21 protein-coding genes are annotated in these 13,846 nt (G+C 55.9%); 5 read left to right on the forward strand and 16 right to left on the reverse strand.

The window, feature by feature from the left end; translation table 11 throughout:
• Window positions 1–51: 51 nt before the first annotated feature.
• Both Yoon_RS16920 and Yoon_RS16925 read right to left on the reverse strand, forming a co-directional pair.
• Window positions 52–387 (reverse strand): DUF2794 domain-containing protein, encoded by a 336-nt coding sequence (locus Yoon_RS16920; RefSeq protein ID WP_238113855.1) that lies wholly within the window; start codon window positions 385–387, stop codon window positions 52–54.
• 211 nt (window positions 388–598) lie between these two features.
• The gene (locus Yoon_RS16925; protein ID WP_238113857.1) at window positions 599–862 is read right to left on the reverse strand and encodes an I78 family peptidase inhibitor; all 264 of its coding nucleotides are present in this window, start codon (window positions 860–862) and stop codon (window positions 599–601) included.
• Window positions 863–969: 107 nt separating this feature from the next.
• On the opposite strand from Yoon_RS16925, the gene Yoon_RS16930 reads away from it, so the two are divergent.
• Window positions 970–2,082 (forward strand): S-(hydroxymethyl)glutathione dehydrogenase/class III alcohol dehydrogenase, encoded by a 1,113-nt coding sequence (locus Yoon_RS16930; RefSeq protein WP_238113859.1) that lies wholly within the window; start codon window positions 970–972, stop codon window positions 2,080–2,082.
• A gap of 48 nt (window positions 2,083–2,130) precedes the next feature.
• On the opposite strand, the gene Yoon_RS16935 is transcribed toward Yoon_RS16930, so the two are convergent.
• Window positions 2,131–2,748, reverse strand: coding sequence for a TetR/AcrR family transcriptional regulator (locus Yoon_RS16935; RefSeq protein WP_238113860.1), 618 nt, complete (start codon window positions 2,746–2,748; stop codon window positions 2,131–2,133).
• Window positions 2,749–2,823: 75 nt separating this feature from the next.
• Window positions 2,824–3,006 carry a hypothetical protein gene (locus Yoon_RS16940; RefSeq protein WP_238113861.1) on the reverse strand — a complete coding sequence of 61 codons (183 nt, stop codon included), beginning with the start codon at window positions 3,004–3,006 and terminating at the stop codon, window positions 2,824–2,826.
• Window positions 3,007–3,152: 146 nt separating this feature from the next.
• Here Yoon_RS16940 and mbfA point away from each other — a divergent pair, with 146 nt between their 5' ends.
• Window positions 3,153–4,130 (forward strand): iron exporter MbfA, encoded by a 978-nt coding sequence (gene mbfA, locus Yoon_RS16945; protein ID WP_238113889.1) that lies wholly within the window; start codon window positions 3,153–3,155, stop codon window positions 4,128–4,130.
• On the opposite strand, the gene Yoon_RS16950 is transcribed toward mbfA, so the two are convergent.
• From Yoon_RS16950 to Yoon_RS16975, 6 genes are all read right to left on the reverse strand, one after another.
• Complete coding sequence (locus tag Yoon_RS16950) at window positions 4,127–4,705, reverse strand: GNAT family N-acetyltransferase (RefSeq protein WP_238113862.1); 579 nt, start codon at window positions 4,703–4,705, stop codon at window positions 4,127–4,129. The two genes, mbfA and Yoon_RS16950, sit on opposite strands and share 4 nt — an antisense overlap.
• The gene (glp, locus tag Yoon_RS16955; protein ID WP_238113863.1) at window positions 4,702–6,786 is read right to left on the reverse strand and encodes a gephyrin-like molybdotransferase Glp; all 2,085 of its coding nucleotides are present in this window, start codon (window positions 6,784–6,786) and stop codon (window positions 4,702–4,704) included. Before glp ends, Yoon_RS16950 begins: the two co-directional genes overlap by 4 nt.
• Window positions 6,783–7,274, reverse strand: coding sequence for a molybdopterin-guanine dinucleotide biosynthesis protein B (gene mobB / locus Yoon_RS16960; protein WP_238113864.1), 492 nt, complete (start codon window positions 7,272–7,274; stop codon window positions 6,783–6,785). The genes glp and mobB overlap by 4 nt, the downstream gene beginning before the upstream one ends.
• Window positions 7,271–7,858 (reverse strand): molybdenum cofactor guanylyltransferase MobA, encoded by a 588-nt coding sequence (mobA, locus tag Yoon_RS16965; protein WP_238113865.1) that lies wholly within the window; start codon window positions 7,856–7,858, stop codon window positions 7,271–7,273. The genes mobB and mobA overlap by 4 nt, the downstream gene beginning before the upstream one ends.
• A 70-nt stretch (window positions 7,859–7,928) precedes the next feature.
• Window positions 7,929–8,441 carry a hypothetical protein gene (locus Yoon_RS16970; RefSeq protein WP_238113866.1) on the reverse strand — a complete coding sequence of 171 codons (513 nt, stop codon included), beginning with the start codon at window positions 8,439–8,441 and terminating at the stop codon, window positions 7,929–7,931.
• On the reverse strand, window positions 8,438–9,274 hold the full coding sequence (locus Yoon_RS16975; protein WP_238113891.1) for a formate dehydrogenase accessory sulfurtransferase FdhD: 837 nt from the start codon (window positions 9,272–9,274) through the stop codon (window positions 8,438–8,440). The genes Yoon_RS16970 and Yoon_RS16975 overlap by 4 nt, the downstream gene beginning before the upstream one ends.
• A gap of 105 nt (window positions 9,275–9,379) precedes the next feature.
• Here Yoon_RS16975 and Yoon_RS16980 point away from each other — a divergent pair, with 105 nt between their 5' ends.
• Complete coding sequence (locus Yoon_RS16980) at window positions 9,380–10,102, forward strand: AzlC family ABC transporter permease (RefSeq protein WP_238113867.1); 723 nt, start codon at window positions 9,380–9,382, stop codon at window positions 10,100–10,102.
• Window positions 10,099–10,434 (forward strand): AzlD domain-containing protein, encoded by a 336-nt coding sequence (locus tag Yoon_RS16985; RefSeq protein ID WP_238113869.1) that lies wholly within the window; start codon window positions 10,099–10,101, stop codon window positions 10,432–10,434. Before Yoon_RS16980 ends, Yoon_RS16985 begins: the two co-directional genes overlap by 4 nt.
• Here Yoon_RS16985 and Yoon_RS16990 read toward each other — a convergent pair.
• Genes Yoon_RS16990 through Yoon_RS17005 form a run of 4 tightly spaced genes read right to left on the reverse strand, consistent with a single transcriptional unit; the run spans window position 10,418 to window position 12,176 of the window.
• Window positions 10,418–11,032 carry a hypothetical protein gene (locus tag Yoon_RS16990; protein WP_238113871.1) on the reverse strand — a complete coding sequence of 205 codons (615 nt, stop codon included), beginning with the start codon at window positions 11,030–11,032 and terminating at the stop codon, window positions 10,418–10,420. The two genes, Yoon_RS16985 and Yoon_RS16990, sit on opposite strands and share 17 nt — an antisense overlap.
• A 7-nt stretch (window positions 11,033–11,039) precedes the next feature.
• Window positions 11,040–11,174, reverse strand: coding sequence for an aa3-type cytochrome c oxidase subunit IV (locus Yoon_RS16995; protein ID WP_113776902.1), 135 nt, complete (start codon window positions 11,172–11,174; stop codon window positions 11,040–11,042).
• 55 nt (window positions 11,175–11,229) lie between these two features.
• Entirely contained in the window at window positions 11,230–11,694 is a 465-nt protein-coding gene (locus Yoon_RS17000) for a DUF6173 family protein (protein WP_238113873.1), read from the reverse strand.
• 20 nt (window positions 11,695–11,714) lie between these two features.
• On the reverse strand, window positions 11,715–12,176 hold the full coding sequence (locus tag Yoon_RS17005; RefSeq protein WP_238113876.1) for an Lrp/AsnC family transcriptional regulator: 462 nt from the start codon (window positions 12,174–12,176) through the stop codon (window positions 11,715–11,717).
• 105 nt (window positions 12,177–12,281) lie between these two features.
• Here Yoon_RS17005 and Yoon_RS17010 point away from each other — a divergent pair, with 105 nt between their 5' ends.
• Window positions 12,282–12,527, forward strand: coding sequence for a DUF6356 family protein (locus Yoon_RS17010; protein ID WP_238113878.1), 246 nt, complete (start codon window positions 12,282–12,284; stop codon window positions 12,525–12,527).
• Between the two features lie 62 nt (window positions 12,528–12,589).
• On the opposite strand, the gene Yoon_RS17015 is transcribed toward Yoon_RS17010, so the two are convergent.
• Window positions 12,590–13,609, reverse strand: coding sequence for an MBL fold metallo-hydrolase (locus Yoon_RS17015; protein ID WP_238113880.1), 1,020 nt, complete (start codon window positions 13,607–13,609; stop codon window positions 12,590–12,592).
• Between the two features lie 9 nt (window positions 13,610–13,618).
• The coding region (locus Yoon_RS17020) for a Stf0 family sulfotransferase (RefSeq protein WP_238113882.1) at window positions 13,619–13,846 on the reverse strand (228 nt) is incomplete at its 5' end.

The following is a 13,846-nucleotide window of genomic DNA, read 5'->3' on the forward strand; positions in this document are numbered from 1 at the left end:
AGCCGGATATGGGGGTATGAGTCAATCCGACATTTTTAGTCAGGTATTAATTCACTCGACCGCGCGGATCAGTTTGCGTTCTAGTACGCGCAAAACCTGCCGTAGATCGTGGCCGCGCTTGAGCACCTGCCCATCCATGCCTATCACTGCATATTGACCTTGGCGTTGGCGCAGTTTCGGGCGTTTCTCGATCCGGTACAGCGGGTGTTCCGCTGCGCGCCGAAAGATCGAAAACACAGCCACTTCGCGCAGACATGAAATCCCGTAATCTCGCCATTCGCCCGCTGCGACCATACGGCCGTAAAGACCCAAGATTACGCCCAATTCGGTTCGATGGAATGCGATTTGGGGCGGGTGCGAAAACGGATCAGATGGGTGCATGCTCATAGTAAAACGTCGCGTTAAAATGAAAGAAAATCAAGCCCGTAAGGGTGTGCCATGTTCATGCCGCAATATTACCGCATTTGCGCCGCACGTCTTACCCAATCGGGTCACATCTGCATGCAAAGGTTTCGGTATAGCAAATTGCTACCCCGGTGTTGCGGCTAATTGCCCCCACCTTTTTCGCGATGCCGGGGACCACTTCCCTTTAAATAAGCTATCCGCAGGTAATCGCCACGATCTTTTCGTTAGCGTCAATTTGAAAATTGATCCGCGTAGGCCAGAAGTCCATGGTGACGATGTCGCCAGGGCGCGTGACCCGGACCATTCCCAGAATGAGAACACGTTCAAGCGCTGTGGCGTCTTGCCCAATCAAATCCGCATGCTCTCCTGCGCCGCAGGTATCGTCTTGGATCTCGGGCAGGCTCGGCACCGCAGCAGTACAAGCAGAAAGTATAAGAAATGGGAGGATATATCTCATCTTGTGATCATGTGACAATTGTCCAAGCCTGTGCAAGCTGAAACAAAACCATCGTTGCAGTTTCCGTATTTTTCGCAGATCGTTGCCGCAAGCAAATGGAGACGAAAATGCGGACACGTGCAGCAGTAGCAATGGCAGCGGGACAACCGCTTGAAGTGATGGAAGTGAACCTTGAGGGGCCGCGCGCGGGTGAGGTTTTAGTCGAAATCAAAGCCACTGGTCTGTGTCATACAGATGAATTCACCCGTTCCGGTGATGACCCCGAAGGGATTTTCCCGGCGATTCTAGGTCACGAAGGCGCTGGTGTCGTCATCGAAGTGGGGGAGGGTGTCACCACGCTTGAGGTCGGTGACCATGTGATTCCGCTCTACACGCCCGAGTGCCGTGAATGCGAATATTGTCTGAACCCTAAAACCAACCTCTGTCAGAAAATCCGGTCCACCCAAGGGGCGGGGCTGTTGCCTGACGGATCAACGCGGTTTTCAATGCTCGATGGGACGCCGATCCACCACTATATGGGGTGCTCGACGTTTGCGAACCACACGGTCGTACCGGAAATCGCCTTGGCCAAGGTGCGCAAGGACGCGCCATTCGACAAAATCTGCTATATCGGCTGTGGCGTGACCACAGGGATCGGGGCCGTGATCAACACGGCCAAAGTCGAAATCGGCAGCCGTGCGATTGTGTTCGGTCTTGGTGGCATCGGTTTGAACGTCTTGCAGGGGCTACGCCTTGCGGGGGCTGATCAGATTGTCGGCGTCGATATGAATGACGGTAAAGAAGAAATGGGTCGCCATTTTGGCATGACCGATTTTGTGAACCCGGCCAAAGTAGAGGGCGATCTGGTTGCCCATCTTGTTGAACTCACTGGCGGCGGTGCTGATTATACGTTCGATGCCACGGGCAACGTAGGTGTGATGCGCACCGCGCTTGAGGCCGCACATAAAGGCTGGGGCGAAAGCATCATCATCGGCGTGGCCCCAGCGGGCGCTGAAATCTCTACCCGGCCATTCCAACTGGTCACTGGGCGTAGCTGGCGCGGGACCGCATTTGGCGGTGCAAAAGGACGCACGGATGTGCCTAAGATCGTCGACTGGTACATGAACGGCAAAATAGAAATCGATCCGATGATCACGCATAAGCTGAAGCTTGAAGATATCAACGAAGGTTTTGAATTGATGCACGCCGGGAAGTCGATCCGGGCCGTTGTGGAATACTAATGCACTATGGGCCCGGCGTTGTGTCGGGCCCAAATCCAGTTTTAGCGCTTAGGCACCATATTTCGCCAAAAACACTTCAACCGCGCCTTTGGCGATCCGATGTTTTTCGCTGTCTGAGAAGGTGTCGGTGATGTTGAAAAGCATGCGGGGAAAGATATCGGCGCGGCAGAGTTCGTTGAACTGATCAGCGGCCAACGTGCGGTCTTCGATCACCAAATCGCCCTTTGAAATTGCACTTTCAAAATAATCTTCTAGCCGACTGCGGACCAACATTGGGCCGCTTTCGTAAAACTGTTGTCCCAATTCGGGAAATCGCCCGCCTTCGCCGACGCAGACCCGAAAAATGCGCATCCCGAATTCAGAGGTAATGAATTCCCCAATTTCGCGGGCGGCTTGATACAACACGTCTTCGACAGGGGCGTCCATGTCGATTGCCTCAATCGCCCGCTCTGCTTGTGCGCAGCATTCAGCCTTGGTGACTTGTAAGAACAAGAAACGTTTGTCTGGAAAGTAGCTATATAGGGTTGCCTTTGATACGCCTGCGGCCTTGGCGATGTCGTCCACAGATGCGCCTTCGAAGCCATCGCGCAGGAATACGGTTCGCGCGCCTTCAAGCACCTGATCGAACTTGCGTCCTTTTTTGGGTTCTACAGCGCCATCGGGCATCGGTCCGCCTCCTCGTGGGGACCTCAACTATAAACTGCCCCGTTCAGTTCAGGCAAGCGTGACGTAGCGATGGGGCTATTCTGCGATCTCTGAGCAGGCAGGCGCGTCTAGAGTTGTCAGGTCAACGCATGATTGCTCCGCAGTCGGCGTCACCGGGTGCGGCGGGTAGGTGAGCAAAGGCAGGTTAACTGAAAATGCCTGTGCCGCAGATGTGGTGAGCAATGTAGCGAGAGCGATCGTTGGGAGTAAGCGGGGCATCGGTGATTCCTTTCTTGTGTTGCAATATAAACTAAACGGTTTAGTTTATTTCGACAAGAGGAAACTGAACCAATTTGTTTAGTTTTTAGGATTGACCGAAAGCAAGAATTGAATAGATTAGAATTATTCTAAAATGGAGCCTCATGATGATCCCCGGAATTGCCAGCCGTCGCCGCTTTAGGGATTTGTCAGAGCAGGAGATACTGGCGCTTGCAATTTCGTCCGAGGAAGACGACGGGCGCATTTACCGAAGCTATGCAAACCACTTGCGCGCTGATTTTCCCGCTTCTGCCGCCGTGTTTGATGGCATGGCCGCTGAAGAAGACGATCACCGCCGCCGCCTTATAGAAATGCACATATCGCGCTTTGGTGACGTGATCCCCCTGATCCGTCGCGAACATGTTTCGGGGTTCTATGCGCGCAGCCCTGTGTGGTTGATCGAAAATCTTGGCCTAGAACGTATCCGCGAGCAAGCCGCGCAGATGGAACACGACGCCGAACAATTCTATCTATTGGCCGCGTCCAAGACCGCAGATGCCGGGACCCGGCAGCTTTTGGGTGATCTTGCCGCCGCTGAGGCGGGGCATGCAGATACCGCCGAAGCTCTGGAAACGGAACATCTGGGTGACGCGGAAAAGACCGCCGAAGAAGTTGCCGCCCATCGTCAGTTTGTCTTAACTTGGGTTCAGCCTGGGTTAGCTGGCTTGATGGATGGGTCTGTGTCGACACTGGCGCCGATATTTGCCGTCGCATTCGCGACCCAAGATACATGGACCACATTTCTTGTTGGGCTTGCCGCATCGGTTGGGGCGGGAATTTCAATGGGCTTTACCGAAGCTGCGTCAGATGATGGCCAGCTTTCGGGTCGCGGTTCGCCCATCAAACGTGGGATTGCGGCCGGGGTGATGACAACGCTCGGCGGGCTTGGGCACGCGATGCCTTACCTCATTCCAGAATTTTGGACCGCAACAATTATCGCGCTTGTCGTGGTCTTTGTTGAGCTTTGGGCGATTGCCTGGATTCAAAACCGCTACATGAACACACCGTTTATGCGCGCTGCGTTTCAAGTGGTCTTGGGGGGGGCATTGGTGTTCGCGGCAGGCGCGTTGATCGGGTCAGGTTAGACGTCGCGGACCAAAGTGCTTGCAGTACTAAATCCGAAGATGTGCCGCAAAATACCCATTTTATGGGTCTCGACCTCGCGGAACCCTTCGTGCAGGTAGAGCGCCCGCGCGCGTGGGTTCGTGTCCACCACATCAAGCCGAACCTGCCGATAGCCCCGTCGTTTGGCCTCTGCGCTGATTTCATTTAACAGTGCCGTGCCGACCCCTTTGCCGCGCGCTTCATGGGCGACGAAAAGCCCGTCCATCAAGAAACGTTCGTTTTCTGTGTCGCGTTCAAGGGTCCCCATCAGCCGGACCCGGATCGCAGCGCCAACCCAGCCGTAAACTTTGCGGATATCTGTGAAGCTGCCGCCAACAAGCGCACCCTGCGCGGTTTTAAAACCGGCCACCCCGATCAAGCGCCCCTGCGCGTCATGGGCGCAAATCCCATGATCCGATCGCATCACCCGGTTGATATAGACGAGCGCGCGATATTTTGGCCCCATGGTAAAGCCAAGCTTTGTGCCAAAAGCCTCCCAATAAAGGGCCGCTGCTTCGCCGCGACTGGCGTCGGGAATACCAACTGTAATTTTCATAGCGCGAAGTTTCCAAAAGGAATGAAACGGACCAGATCGCCCGGTGTCACCTTTTGCGCGGGATCGTCCAATTCGACAAGCCCTGTCGCCCAACTTAGTCCAGAAACCCTGCCTGACCCTTCGGAAGCAAAGACCTCTACGCGGCCATCCGCAACCCGGGCACGCAAATATTCACGACGACCCGCTTTTTTAGACTTCGCAAAGGCGGCGGGTAAAAGATAGCCTTCGGTGTCGGCCCAGCCGCCGCCCGCCAATTGGCGCAGTGCAGGGCGCGCAAATATCAAAGTGCAGACCATCGCCGCAACCGGATTGCCGGGCAGCCCAAAAACGGGGGTGTCTTTCCACAACCCCAGCGCCAGCGGGCGTCCCGGCTTCATCGCAATCCGCCAAAGCGCAAATGACCCAGTGTCAGCGAGCAACGCAGACATATGGTCTTCGTCCCCCGCAGATGCCCCGCCAGAACTCAGGATCACATCACAGCGCGCGCTGGCTTCATCCAAGATCGCCCGCAGCTTAGGGCGGTCATCGGGTGCGCGTCCAAGATCGATAACCTCATAACCCCAGTCTGCCACAACCGCGCAGAGCATAGGGCGATTGGCGTCGAATATCTGCCCTTCATGCGCGGGTGTGCCGGGGTCACGTAATTCATCCCCCGTCGATAAGATGCCAACGCGCAAGCGTTCACGTACCTTAATATGCCCCACGCCAGCGGCAGCCATTGTGCCGATGTCTGCTGACGTGATCTTGTGCCCCGCTGAAAGAATGACATCGCCTTTGCGCATATCTTCGCCTGCGTCACGGGCGTTTGAACCTTTTTTCAGTGGCCCACGAAATGCGATTCGAGTTTCAGTCGCGGCGACGTCTTCTTGTAAAATGACGGTATCGACGCCCTGCGGGAGGTTGGCACCGGTTAAAATACGGATCGCCGTGCCGGGCGGGACGGCGTGGGTGTAGGGCTGCCCAGCAGCGGAACGCCCCGCGAGCAGAGGCAAATCATGGGTGCCAGCGGGGATTGGCCCGGCAAACCCATAGCCATCAACGGCAGAATTAGGGGCGGGCGGGTGCGATCGGGCCGCATATATATCTTCTGCCAAAATCCGGTGCGTCGCCTGCCCGATTGGTACCTCTGCAACATCCGTCACCGCGCCAAGCTGGTCGCGTAGATGCGCGAGCGCTGTGTCAACCGGGGTCCAATAGGCCCCTTGCGGCATCGCAAAACAATCATTTCGCAGCGCAGGCGGCGCGAGACTGGCGCGCAAAATGTCCGCTGATCCTGCTCCAAGCACCCAGCCTTCGGGCGTCGGCGCAACATCTATCATCGCATCCATTTCATCCGGGGTAAGCGCCGAAAACGCGCGGGCATATAGGGCCACCTGCGCGGCATCTTTGATCGGCTCTGGGGAAGCAGTGACAAGATCGGGAAGTTGCGAAAAATAGGTCTCGGCCATGACGATCTGCGCGTCAGGGGATTGAAACGGCCAAACGCAAATATCTGCGCCAAAATGATGACGCAATCGCGAAAGCGTCGGCAGCCCCATGATGACTTGGCCGCCAACCGCGCCAGCCCCCGCCAATTGCCATGGTGAAAAACTGCCTTTGATCGCGAGATCTGCTGCGCGTTTTTCTGGCAACCCGTGATCCCGTCGGTCATTGCCTTTGCGGGGAAGCCCCTGAATATCGCGTTGCAAACCGTTGAACCAAAACGGTCCCACGCCGGGAAATAGGGCGTTGATGTCCCCCGCAAGATCAAAGCGGTTATTGGCGTTTGAACTATCTTCCACACGCGCGGCAAACCAATCCCATAGGCCCAGCGTGTCTTCAGAGCCGATCAAATGCGTGGCGAAACCTGTGGGGTAGGCGAAGCACAGATCGAATGCCAAAAGCACGCGCAGCCCTTGGTCGCGCAGGTCGGTCAGCATGTCGCGCAGCCAGCCTTCTGCCACCTGCCTATTGCGGAAGTAGATCGGAGGTTCGGACACGCCGCCCGCGCCAATCGCCGCCCAGATCGCGTCTTTTTTCGGGGTTGCGCCCCGGTCATTGCCGCCAGACCAATCCACCATGATGACCCGGTCAAATTTCATAGCCCGACCTCAGCGAGGATAAAATCAGCAATGGCCGCCGTGTCGTCCAGATTAAAAACCGGGCGATCGGTATCGAAAGGCGTGTCAGATGCGATGGCGCGGATGCTGGTGTCTTCTGGCGCGATCAGCGGATTGTTGGCCTCTGCGCGAAAGGCTTCGATCTTGGGGTGGGCGTCGCGTTTGTAGCCTTCGATCAAGATCAGATCGACCGGGGCAAGCTGCGCCAGAAGGTCAGAAAGCGGGGGTTCTGGTTGGTCACGTAGCTCTGTCATCAAGGCCCAGCGCGACTGCGATGCTAAAAGCACCTGCTGCGCCCCCGCAGCCCGGTGGCGGTAGCTGTCTTTTGCGGGCTGATCGACGTCAAAGCTGTGATGCGCGTGTTTGATGGTCGAAACGCGCAGGCCGCGCCCGTTAATTTCAGTCACCAGACGTTCCATCAGCCCAGTTTTACCTGCGTTTTTATAGCCAACGATTCCGTAAATTTTCATAGCATGGCCTGCGCTTTGACCAGATCATCTGGCGTGTTCACATTGAAAAAAGCCGCGTCATCTGCGAATTCAGCGTATCCCGCCCTATGTTTTTCGGTCCAGAGAACGACTTTGCGCAATCCGCCTTGCAAGGCCAAGCGGAGGTCTTCGCGCAGCGCCACGGGCCACAAGCCGAATGTCGGTTGTCGCCCGCTTGGGCTGGTTGCGAGTGCAAGGTCTGCGCCCGCGTTTTCGGCGGCGAGCATCAGTTGTGGCACCAGATCGCAGGGAAAAAACGGTGTGTCTGCGGCGGCGGTTACGATATGGCTTGCCCCGCGTTGTGCCGCCCAATCCATCCCGGCCAAAACGCCCGATAGCGGCCCGGCAAAGCCCGCGATACTATCTGCGATCACGGGTAGGTCGATGCCCGCAAACCGCGCGGCATCCCCATTTGCGTTCAACGCGACGCCCCCGACCTGTGGTTCTAATCGATCAATCACATGCGACAGGATTGTGCCCGCGCCAAGCGGTAAAAGCGCTTTGTCGCCGCCGCCCATACGGGTTGCTTGTCCGCCAGCAAGGATTACGCCCAAAGGTTGGATCATTTTTGCACCCCGTCTGCGACGCGATGCATCCGCCTCCGGCGGGAGTATTTAGGGCAAGATGATATGGGGGTCATTGTGCGCTTTGCCAACGCAAAATTTGCGCCTCAAGATCATGGGGGGGCATGCCATCAGGCAAGTCTTCCTTGGAGATTGGCAATGTCCGTTCCGGTTCCACACGAATAAGGATTCCTTCTTTTCTCACTTCAGGTGGCGGAAGTGCGGCCCACGAAACCCAAGTCGCAGAGGTTCTCGATTTGAAGTGTACACCGTCGGCGTCGAGTGTGACCTGTTGTGGCCAAGATTTTATTTGGAGAGCGAAATGTGGAGCAGCCTTACGATAGATGTAGGGCTTAATTTTTAACTCAAATATGCGATGGGCAAGGTATCCAGAAGCAAATCCTAATAATATGTGTGAATCGATGTACCCCAAAAACAATAACGCAATTGGCAAAACAATTATCAACGTACGCCCGAGCTCGCCAAACCACGCATATCGAGGCATGTGATACCGGCTGCCACGTACGATACTTAAGCATCGTTGTATCTGCGCCGCGTCGGAATAAACGAGATCAATTTGCTTCACGGTCGCCCCTTTCGCCCAGATTTTTTGGGTTCGTCGGCGATTTGATCGGGGTCAGCGTCGCGGGTTAGGCGGGCGTCGCCCGACAGGCAGACAAACCGTTGGCCTTTCATCCGCCCGATCAACGTCAGCCCGACCTGATGCGCGATTTCGACGCCCCACGCGGTAAACCCCGAGCGCGATGCGAGAGTCGGGATGCCCATTAATGCGGTCTTGATCACCATTTCGGATGTTAGTCGGCCAGTGGTGTAGAGGATTTTATCGTCGGGTTTAACTTGCTCAGAAAGCATCCAGCCGGCGATTTTATCAACGGCGTTATGGCGGCCGACGTCTTCCATGTAGACCAGCGGTCGGTCGCCTTGGCATAGCACGGTTCCGTGTATCGCGCCTGCAGAGAGATAGAGCGATGGCGTGCGGTTAATCTTGGCGGCAAGCGTATAGAGGTCAGACGTTTTTACGGGCGTGGCGGGCAGGGTCACATTCTCAAGCCCTTCCATCATGTCGCCAAAGACCGTGCCGACAGCGCAGCCGCTGGTGCGGGTCTTTTTCTTAAGCTTGTCTTCAAATATGGTTTTATTGTCGGTGCGCACGACAACCACATCAAGCTCTGCATCGTAATCGACCCCGGTGATTGTGTCTGCGTCGCGCAGCATGCCTTGGTTACGCAAAAAGCCGAGTGCGAGGTATTCTGGGTAGTCGCCAATGGTCATCGCGGTCACGATTTCTTGGGCGTTTAGGTAGATGGTCAGTGGGCGTTCTTCGATCACGTTAAGATCAATGGGTTGACCATGTTGATCGGTCCCGGTGACGGCCCGCGTCAGCCCTTCGCTTTGCATGCGCGGGGCGATTAGGTAATCTGTCGTATTCTCAAGTTGCGCCAATTGCCATTCCCGGTTTGCAGGTCTAAGCCTATCGTAATGGGCTCAGGCTAGGGGAAAGAGATGACGACTTCCACCGTCAAAACGGCAAGCAAATCCGCCTATTGGGCCGGGGTGCGCGATGGTGTGCCATTTATTTTTGTTGCGGGCCCTTTTGCGCTGTTGTTCGGAGTGATCGCGACGGATGCTGGGCTGACAATTGGTCAGGCGATGGGTTTTTCCGTTTTGGTCATCGCTGGGGCATCGCAATTTGCGGCTGTACAGATGATTACAGAGAATGCGGGCATCGCGTTCGTGCTTATGGCAGCCCTTGCGGTGAATTTGCGGATGGCAATGTATTCGGCGTCGCTTGTGCCATTTCTTGGGTCTGCACCTATGTGGCAGCGCGCGTTGGTTTCATATTTGAACTTTGACCAAACTTATATCACGTCAATCGCCCGCTATGAGGCCCGCCCTGAAATGACGGTGCCGGATCGGGTGATGTATTTTCTCGGCGTGGCGAGTCCGATTACCCCTTTGTGGGTGATTATGACATTGGTTGGCATCTTGGCCGGAACCGCGATCCCGGAGGCCTGGGCGTTGGATTTCATCATGCCGATTATGTTTCTTGCGATGGTTGCACCGATGCTCAAGTCAGTTGCGCATATTGCGGCAGCGGTGGCGTCGATTATCGTGGCCTTGGTGCTTGTGGATATGCCTTCGGGAACGGGCCTGTTGGTTGCGGCAGGTGTTGCGATGCTGACGGGTGCGGCTGTTGAAGCTTGGATGGAGAAACCTGCCGCATGACGTATAGCGCTGTTGAAATTTGGATTGTGATTGCCCTTTTGGGTGTCGGGACGTTTTTGATCAGGTTCTCGTTTTTAGGCCTGATCGGTGATCGTCCGATGCCGCCATTTGTGTTGCGCCTACTGCGGTTCACACCCGTTGCGGTGCTACCTGGGATGGTTGCGCCATTGGTGCTTTGGCCCGCAGCGACGGGTGGGCAGCCTGATATTGTCCGCATTTTAGCCGCGCTTGCCACAGTGGGCGTCGGTCTATGGACGCGCAATGTGCTGTGGGCCGTCTTTGCTGGTGTTCTCACGCTTTACGCAGGTTTGGCGGCTACTGGTCTGCTGTAAGCGCTGCGTTTATTTGCGCTGCGGCGATTGATTTGTCGTCTGCATCTGTTTCGCGGTATTCGTGCGTGGTCACACCGGGGAGGCGTGCGAAATCCTCTGATACCCGGTTCGGGTCCCACGTCTGACGGAAATCACTGAACCCGGGCAGTTGGCGCAGGATGCGTGACGTCGTGCGGGCGCAATGGGCTTGTGGGACAGGGCCGTTCGACAGCGCCAGTTGCAAGGCTTGTTCGGCGACTGCTGGAGGGACTTCGATCGTTTGTCCGACCACGTAATAGGTTATGCGGGCATGGTAGCTGACGTAATAGGATTCAAGTTCTGGGGTCACCCCAAAAAGAACGTCATTGCGTTCAGGCATGCGGGTTTGTTCAAACGATCCAGCTGGGTCAAATATCACGCGCTGGCTTGCATTGATCAAAAGCGCGGTATGGGCCCCGTTGTCGGAGCCGATGTTTTTCATCGTGTATAATGTCAGGTAGGCCGGATCTGGGTCGCGGTAAATGGCGCGCGATACGATGTCGTCAGGCGCCCAGCTTTCTGTCGCTGAGCATGCGGACAGGGCAAGCGGAAGCCCAGCGATAAACTGACGACGATTCATGGCACAGTTAGCCGTTCACGAGGCCGATGAAGATCAAAACGCAAATGCAGATGATTGCGCCTTTGGTCACCATGCTCATAAACCCGTTAAAGGTTTTTTCTTGCACAGAAATATCCATTTCGCCGTGTTTGTGGTCTGACATGTGTGTATTCCTTTTCGGTCGTTTGTTCACCGCATAACGGATAATTTGGGGTCTGTCACCCGGTCACATCCACGTCGCGATCCAATGCCGCGGCAAGCTGGAACCCGATGCGCGTTGGTTCGGGTTGGTCGATGTTCTTTGGGCTGGCAATCAACGTGACATTCAGCTGGCTGACGTGCTGAATAAGTTGGGTTTTGGCGCCTTCGTCATTGACCCCGTAATAGGTGACGATGTCGGGATCGTAATAGCCTAACCCTTCAATCTTGATAACGCCGGTCAACCCGCCCGCAAGACTCACGCCGATTTCGTGATCATTATCCAGCTGTTTCTCAAAATTCTGGATATACATGATGATCCGCTCATAGGCCCATTGCGCGGGGCTTTTCTTGGCGGTTGATTCGTTCAGCGCCTTGGGCAGATCTTTCGCCGAGGGCGAGGGGACATTGGGATCCGTGTGCACCTCTTGGGTTTTGGGTAAGATATCATTCTCCAACAGCTCGGCGGAGGTGTCGATTGTCATATGCAGAGGCGTGTCAGAGGTCATAGGGGTACCGCAGTTGTGTCTTTGATTTCTTCCATAACGAAACTTGCCGAAATATCCGATACAGAAATGCGTGAGGTCAGCCGTTTATAAAAGGCATCATAGGCCGGGACATCGGCCACGCGCACACGTAGCACGTAATCGAGATCCCCGGTCATCCGGTACGCGCCGACAATTTCGGGGAAAGTTTGTAGGGCGGACTGAAACGCGGCCATCCATTTCGCATCATGCGCGTTCGTCCGGATCAAAACCATGGCTGACAACGGTGCGCCAACCTTGGCTGGATCTACAAGCGTCACGCGCCCGGTGATCACCCCGGCGTGTTCCATCGCCTTGATCCGTCGCCAGCAGGCATTGCGCGAAAGGTTAACCTGCGCGCTGATGTCATCAACGGATTGCGCGGCATCATTTTGCAAGCTGCGCAGGATATTTCGGTCTATTTCGTCTAAATTTTGTATCATGGATGAGATTTTATCTCAAAATATATCCAAATACTAGGAAGGTTTGGGATCTATTTGGCGCAATGCTGGGATACGCTGTCGGAAACCTAGCCTGAAAGGCCCTCTATGTCCGATACCTCCCCAACCCCCGCCCGCCGTAGCCTTATTGCAACTCTGTTTCTGGACCATCCGGATACTGTAAACGAAACATATTTCACCCACATGCGTTTTGCACTGAGTTTCGGGTTTTGGTTGGCCGTAGCAGCCATCGCCGCATTGCTGCACGCGTTTATCCCTGCTGTTTGCGAAACCACGGCCAGCCGTATTGTGAAACGACTTCAAGATCGGATCGATGGCCGTCACGCGGGATAAGTGCAATTTTGCGGCGTATGCGAGCCAAAAAGCTACATGCAACGCGGTCGCGCATGAGGGTGTTATTTGGCCTGAAACACATAGGCCCCGTCGTTGCGCAGCTGCCGCGTCACTTGGCCTGTGTGATACAGGTGGTTCACATGGGCGACGGCTTCGACCAGCGCAAGCCCGTATTCCGCAGGGCCGATGCTGCGCTTGAACAACGGGGCAAAACATTCGCCCGCCGCGCGGGGTTCCGACAGATGCTTAAGCAGGCGGGGCAGGGCGTTGTGGTGGTTGTCGATCATCTGCTGGAGCCGCAACGGCAACCCCTGAAACGGTAGCTTATGCCCACCTAAGACCAATTGATCATCGCGCGCATAAGGCATCAGCCGTTGGCAAGACGCGAGCCAATCGGCGACCGGGTCGGCCTCTGGCTCTGTTGGGTAAACCCCGAGATTGGCACTGATCGAGGGCAGCAATTGATCGCCCCCAATGACCAGATTGTCGTCCCGGCTCCAGAATGTGGCGTGTTCGGGTGCGTGCCCGTCGCCCATCCGAATATCCCAGCTACGCCCACCCATCTGGATCGTGCTACCATCGATCAGGCGGGTATAGCCCAGCGGCAGCGGCGAGACGCAATCGGCGAAATTGAACGGGCGATCCTTGCTACGTCTCGCGAATTCGGCGGGCTCCATGCCTGCGCGTTTGTAAAATGCAAGGGTCTCAGGGGGGACGGTTTCTTGCAGATCAAGCGTGAGCATCCGTGCCATGAGCCAGCCCGTGCGTGGCATCGCAAGACAGGCACCATTGGCGACAAACCAACCGGCAAGCCCGACATGGTCAGGGTGGTGATGCGTCACGACAACCCGGTTCACGGGTTTACCCGCTAAGGGCCCATCAAGGAGCTGTTGCCAGATTTTGCGAGTCACCTTGCTGGCAAACCCGGTATCAATCACAGTCCAGCTGTCCCCATCGTCAAGCGCATAGACGTTCACGTGATCAAGCGCCATTGGCAGCGGAAGACGCATCCACAATACGCCCGCAGCGACTTCGATAGCCTGACCTGAGGTCGGCGGTGTATCCCAAGAGTAATGTATCATGCTGAATGCCTATGGTGCGGGTGCGGGCAGAGCAAGCCCCGCGTCTTTACGAAACCTCGCAGCCCAAAGGCGGTTCCGTTCCGAAGAGAGCACGGCGGTTTGCGCCGTTGCGTTGTTCGCTTTGTCCGGCTCAACGCCAACAAATGATAGAATGCGCCGCAATTGGGGCGCGGGCTGTGTAGCAAGTGCTTCATAGCTAACACGTAGCGGCGTGATGCTTTGTTGCGTGAACCAAGC

Origin of the sequence: Yoonia sp. I 8.24 (genome assembly GCF_022096995.1) — a bacterium.
Taxonomy (GTDB): domain Bacteria; phylum Pseudomonadota; class Alphaproteobacteria; order Rhodobacterales; family Rhodobacteraceae; genus Yoonia.

Bases quoted from the DNA above. Each gene is read 5' to 3' on its own strand.
- Yoon_RS16920 (WP_238113855.1), bottom strand. From the start codon at position 387: ATGAGCATGCACCCATCTGATCCGTTTTCGCACCCGCCCCAAATCGCA.
- Yoon_RS16925 (WP_238113857.1), bottom strand. From the start codon at position 862: ATGAGATATATCCTCCCATTTCTTATACTTTCTGCTTGTACTGCTGCG.
- Yoon_RS16930 (WP_238113859.1), top strand. From the start codon at position 970: ATGCGGACACGTGCAGCAGTAGCAATGGCAGCGGGACAACCGCTTGAA.
- Yoon_RS16935 (WP_238113860.1), bottom strand. From the start codon at position 2,748: ATGCCCGATGGCGCTGTAGAACCCAAAAAAGGACGCAAGTTCGATCAG.
- Yoon_RS16940 (WP_238113861.1), bottom strand. From the start codon at position 3,006: ATGCCCCGCTTACTCCCAACGATCGCTCTCGCTACATTGCTCACCACA.
- mbfA (WP_238113889.1), top strand. From the start codon at position 3,153: ATGATCCCCGGAATTGCCAGCCGTCGCCGCTTTAGGGATTTGTCAGAG.
- Yoon_RS16950 (WP_238113862.1), bottom strand. From the start codon at position 4,705: ATGAAAATTACAGTTGGTATTCCCGACGCCAGTCGCGGCGAAGCAGCG.
- glp (WP_238113863.1), bottom strand. From the start codon at position 6,786: ATGAAATTTGACCGGGTCATCATGGTGGATTGGTCTGGCGGCAATGAC.
- mobB (WP_238113864.1), bottom strand. From the start codon at position 7,274: ATGAAAATTTACGGAATCGTTGGCTATAAAAACGCAGGTAAAACTGGG.
- mobA (WP_238113865.1), bottom strand. From the start codon at position 7,858: ATGATCCAACCTTTGGGCGTAATCCTTGCTGGCGGACAAGCAACCCGT.
- Yoon_RS16975 (WP_238113891.1), bottom strand. From the start codon at position 9,274: ATGCAAAGCGAAGGGCTGACGCGGGCCGTCACCGGGACCGATCAACAT.
- Yoon_RS16980 (WP_238113867.1), top strand. From the start codon at position 9,380: ATGACGACTTCCACCGTCAAAACGGCAAGCAAATCCGCCTATTGGGCC.
- Yoon_RS16985 (WP_238113869.1), top strand. From the start codon at position 10,099: ATGACGTATAGCGCTGTTGAAATTTGGATTGTGATTGCCCTTTTGGGT.
- Yoon_RS16990 (WP_238113871.1), bottom strand. From the start codon at position 11,032: ATGAATCGTCGTCAGTTTATCGCTGGGCTTCCGCTTGCCCTGTCCGCA.
- Yoon_RS16995 (WP_113776902.1), bottom strand. From the start codon at position 11,174: ATGTCAGACCACAAACACGGCGAAATGGATATTTCTGTGCAAGAAAAA.
- Yoon_RS17000 (WP_238113873.1), bottom strand. From the start codon at position 11,694: ATGACAATCGACACCTCCGCCGAGCTGTTGGAGAATGATATCTTACCC.
- Yoon_RS17005 (WP_238113876.1), bottom strand. From the start codon at position 12,176: ATGATACAAAATTTAGACGAAATAGACCGAAATATCCTGCGCAGCTTG.
- Yoon_RS17010 (WP_238113878.1), top strand. From the start codon at position 12,282: ATGTCCGATACCTCCCCAACCCCCGCCCGCCGTAGCCTTATTGCAACT.
- Yoon_RS17015 (WP_238113880.1), bottom strand. From the start codon at position 13,609: ATGATACATTACTCTTGGGATACACCGCCGACCTCAGGTCAGGCTATC.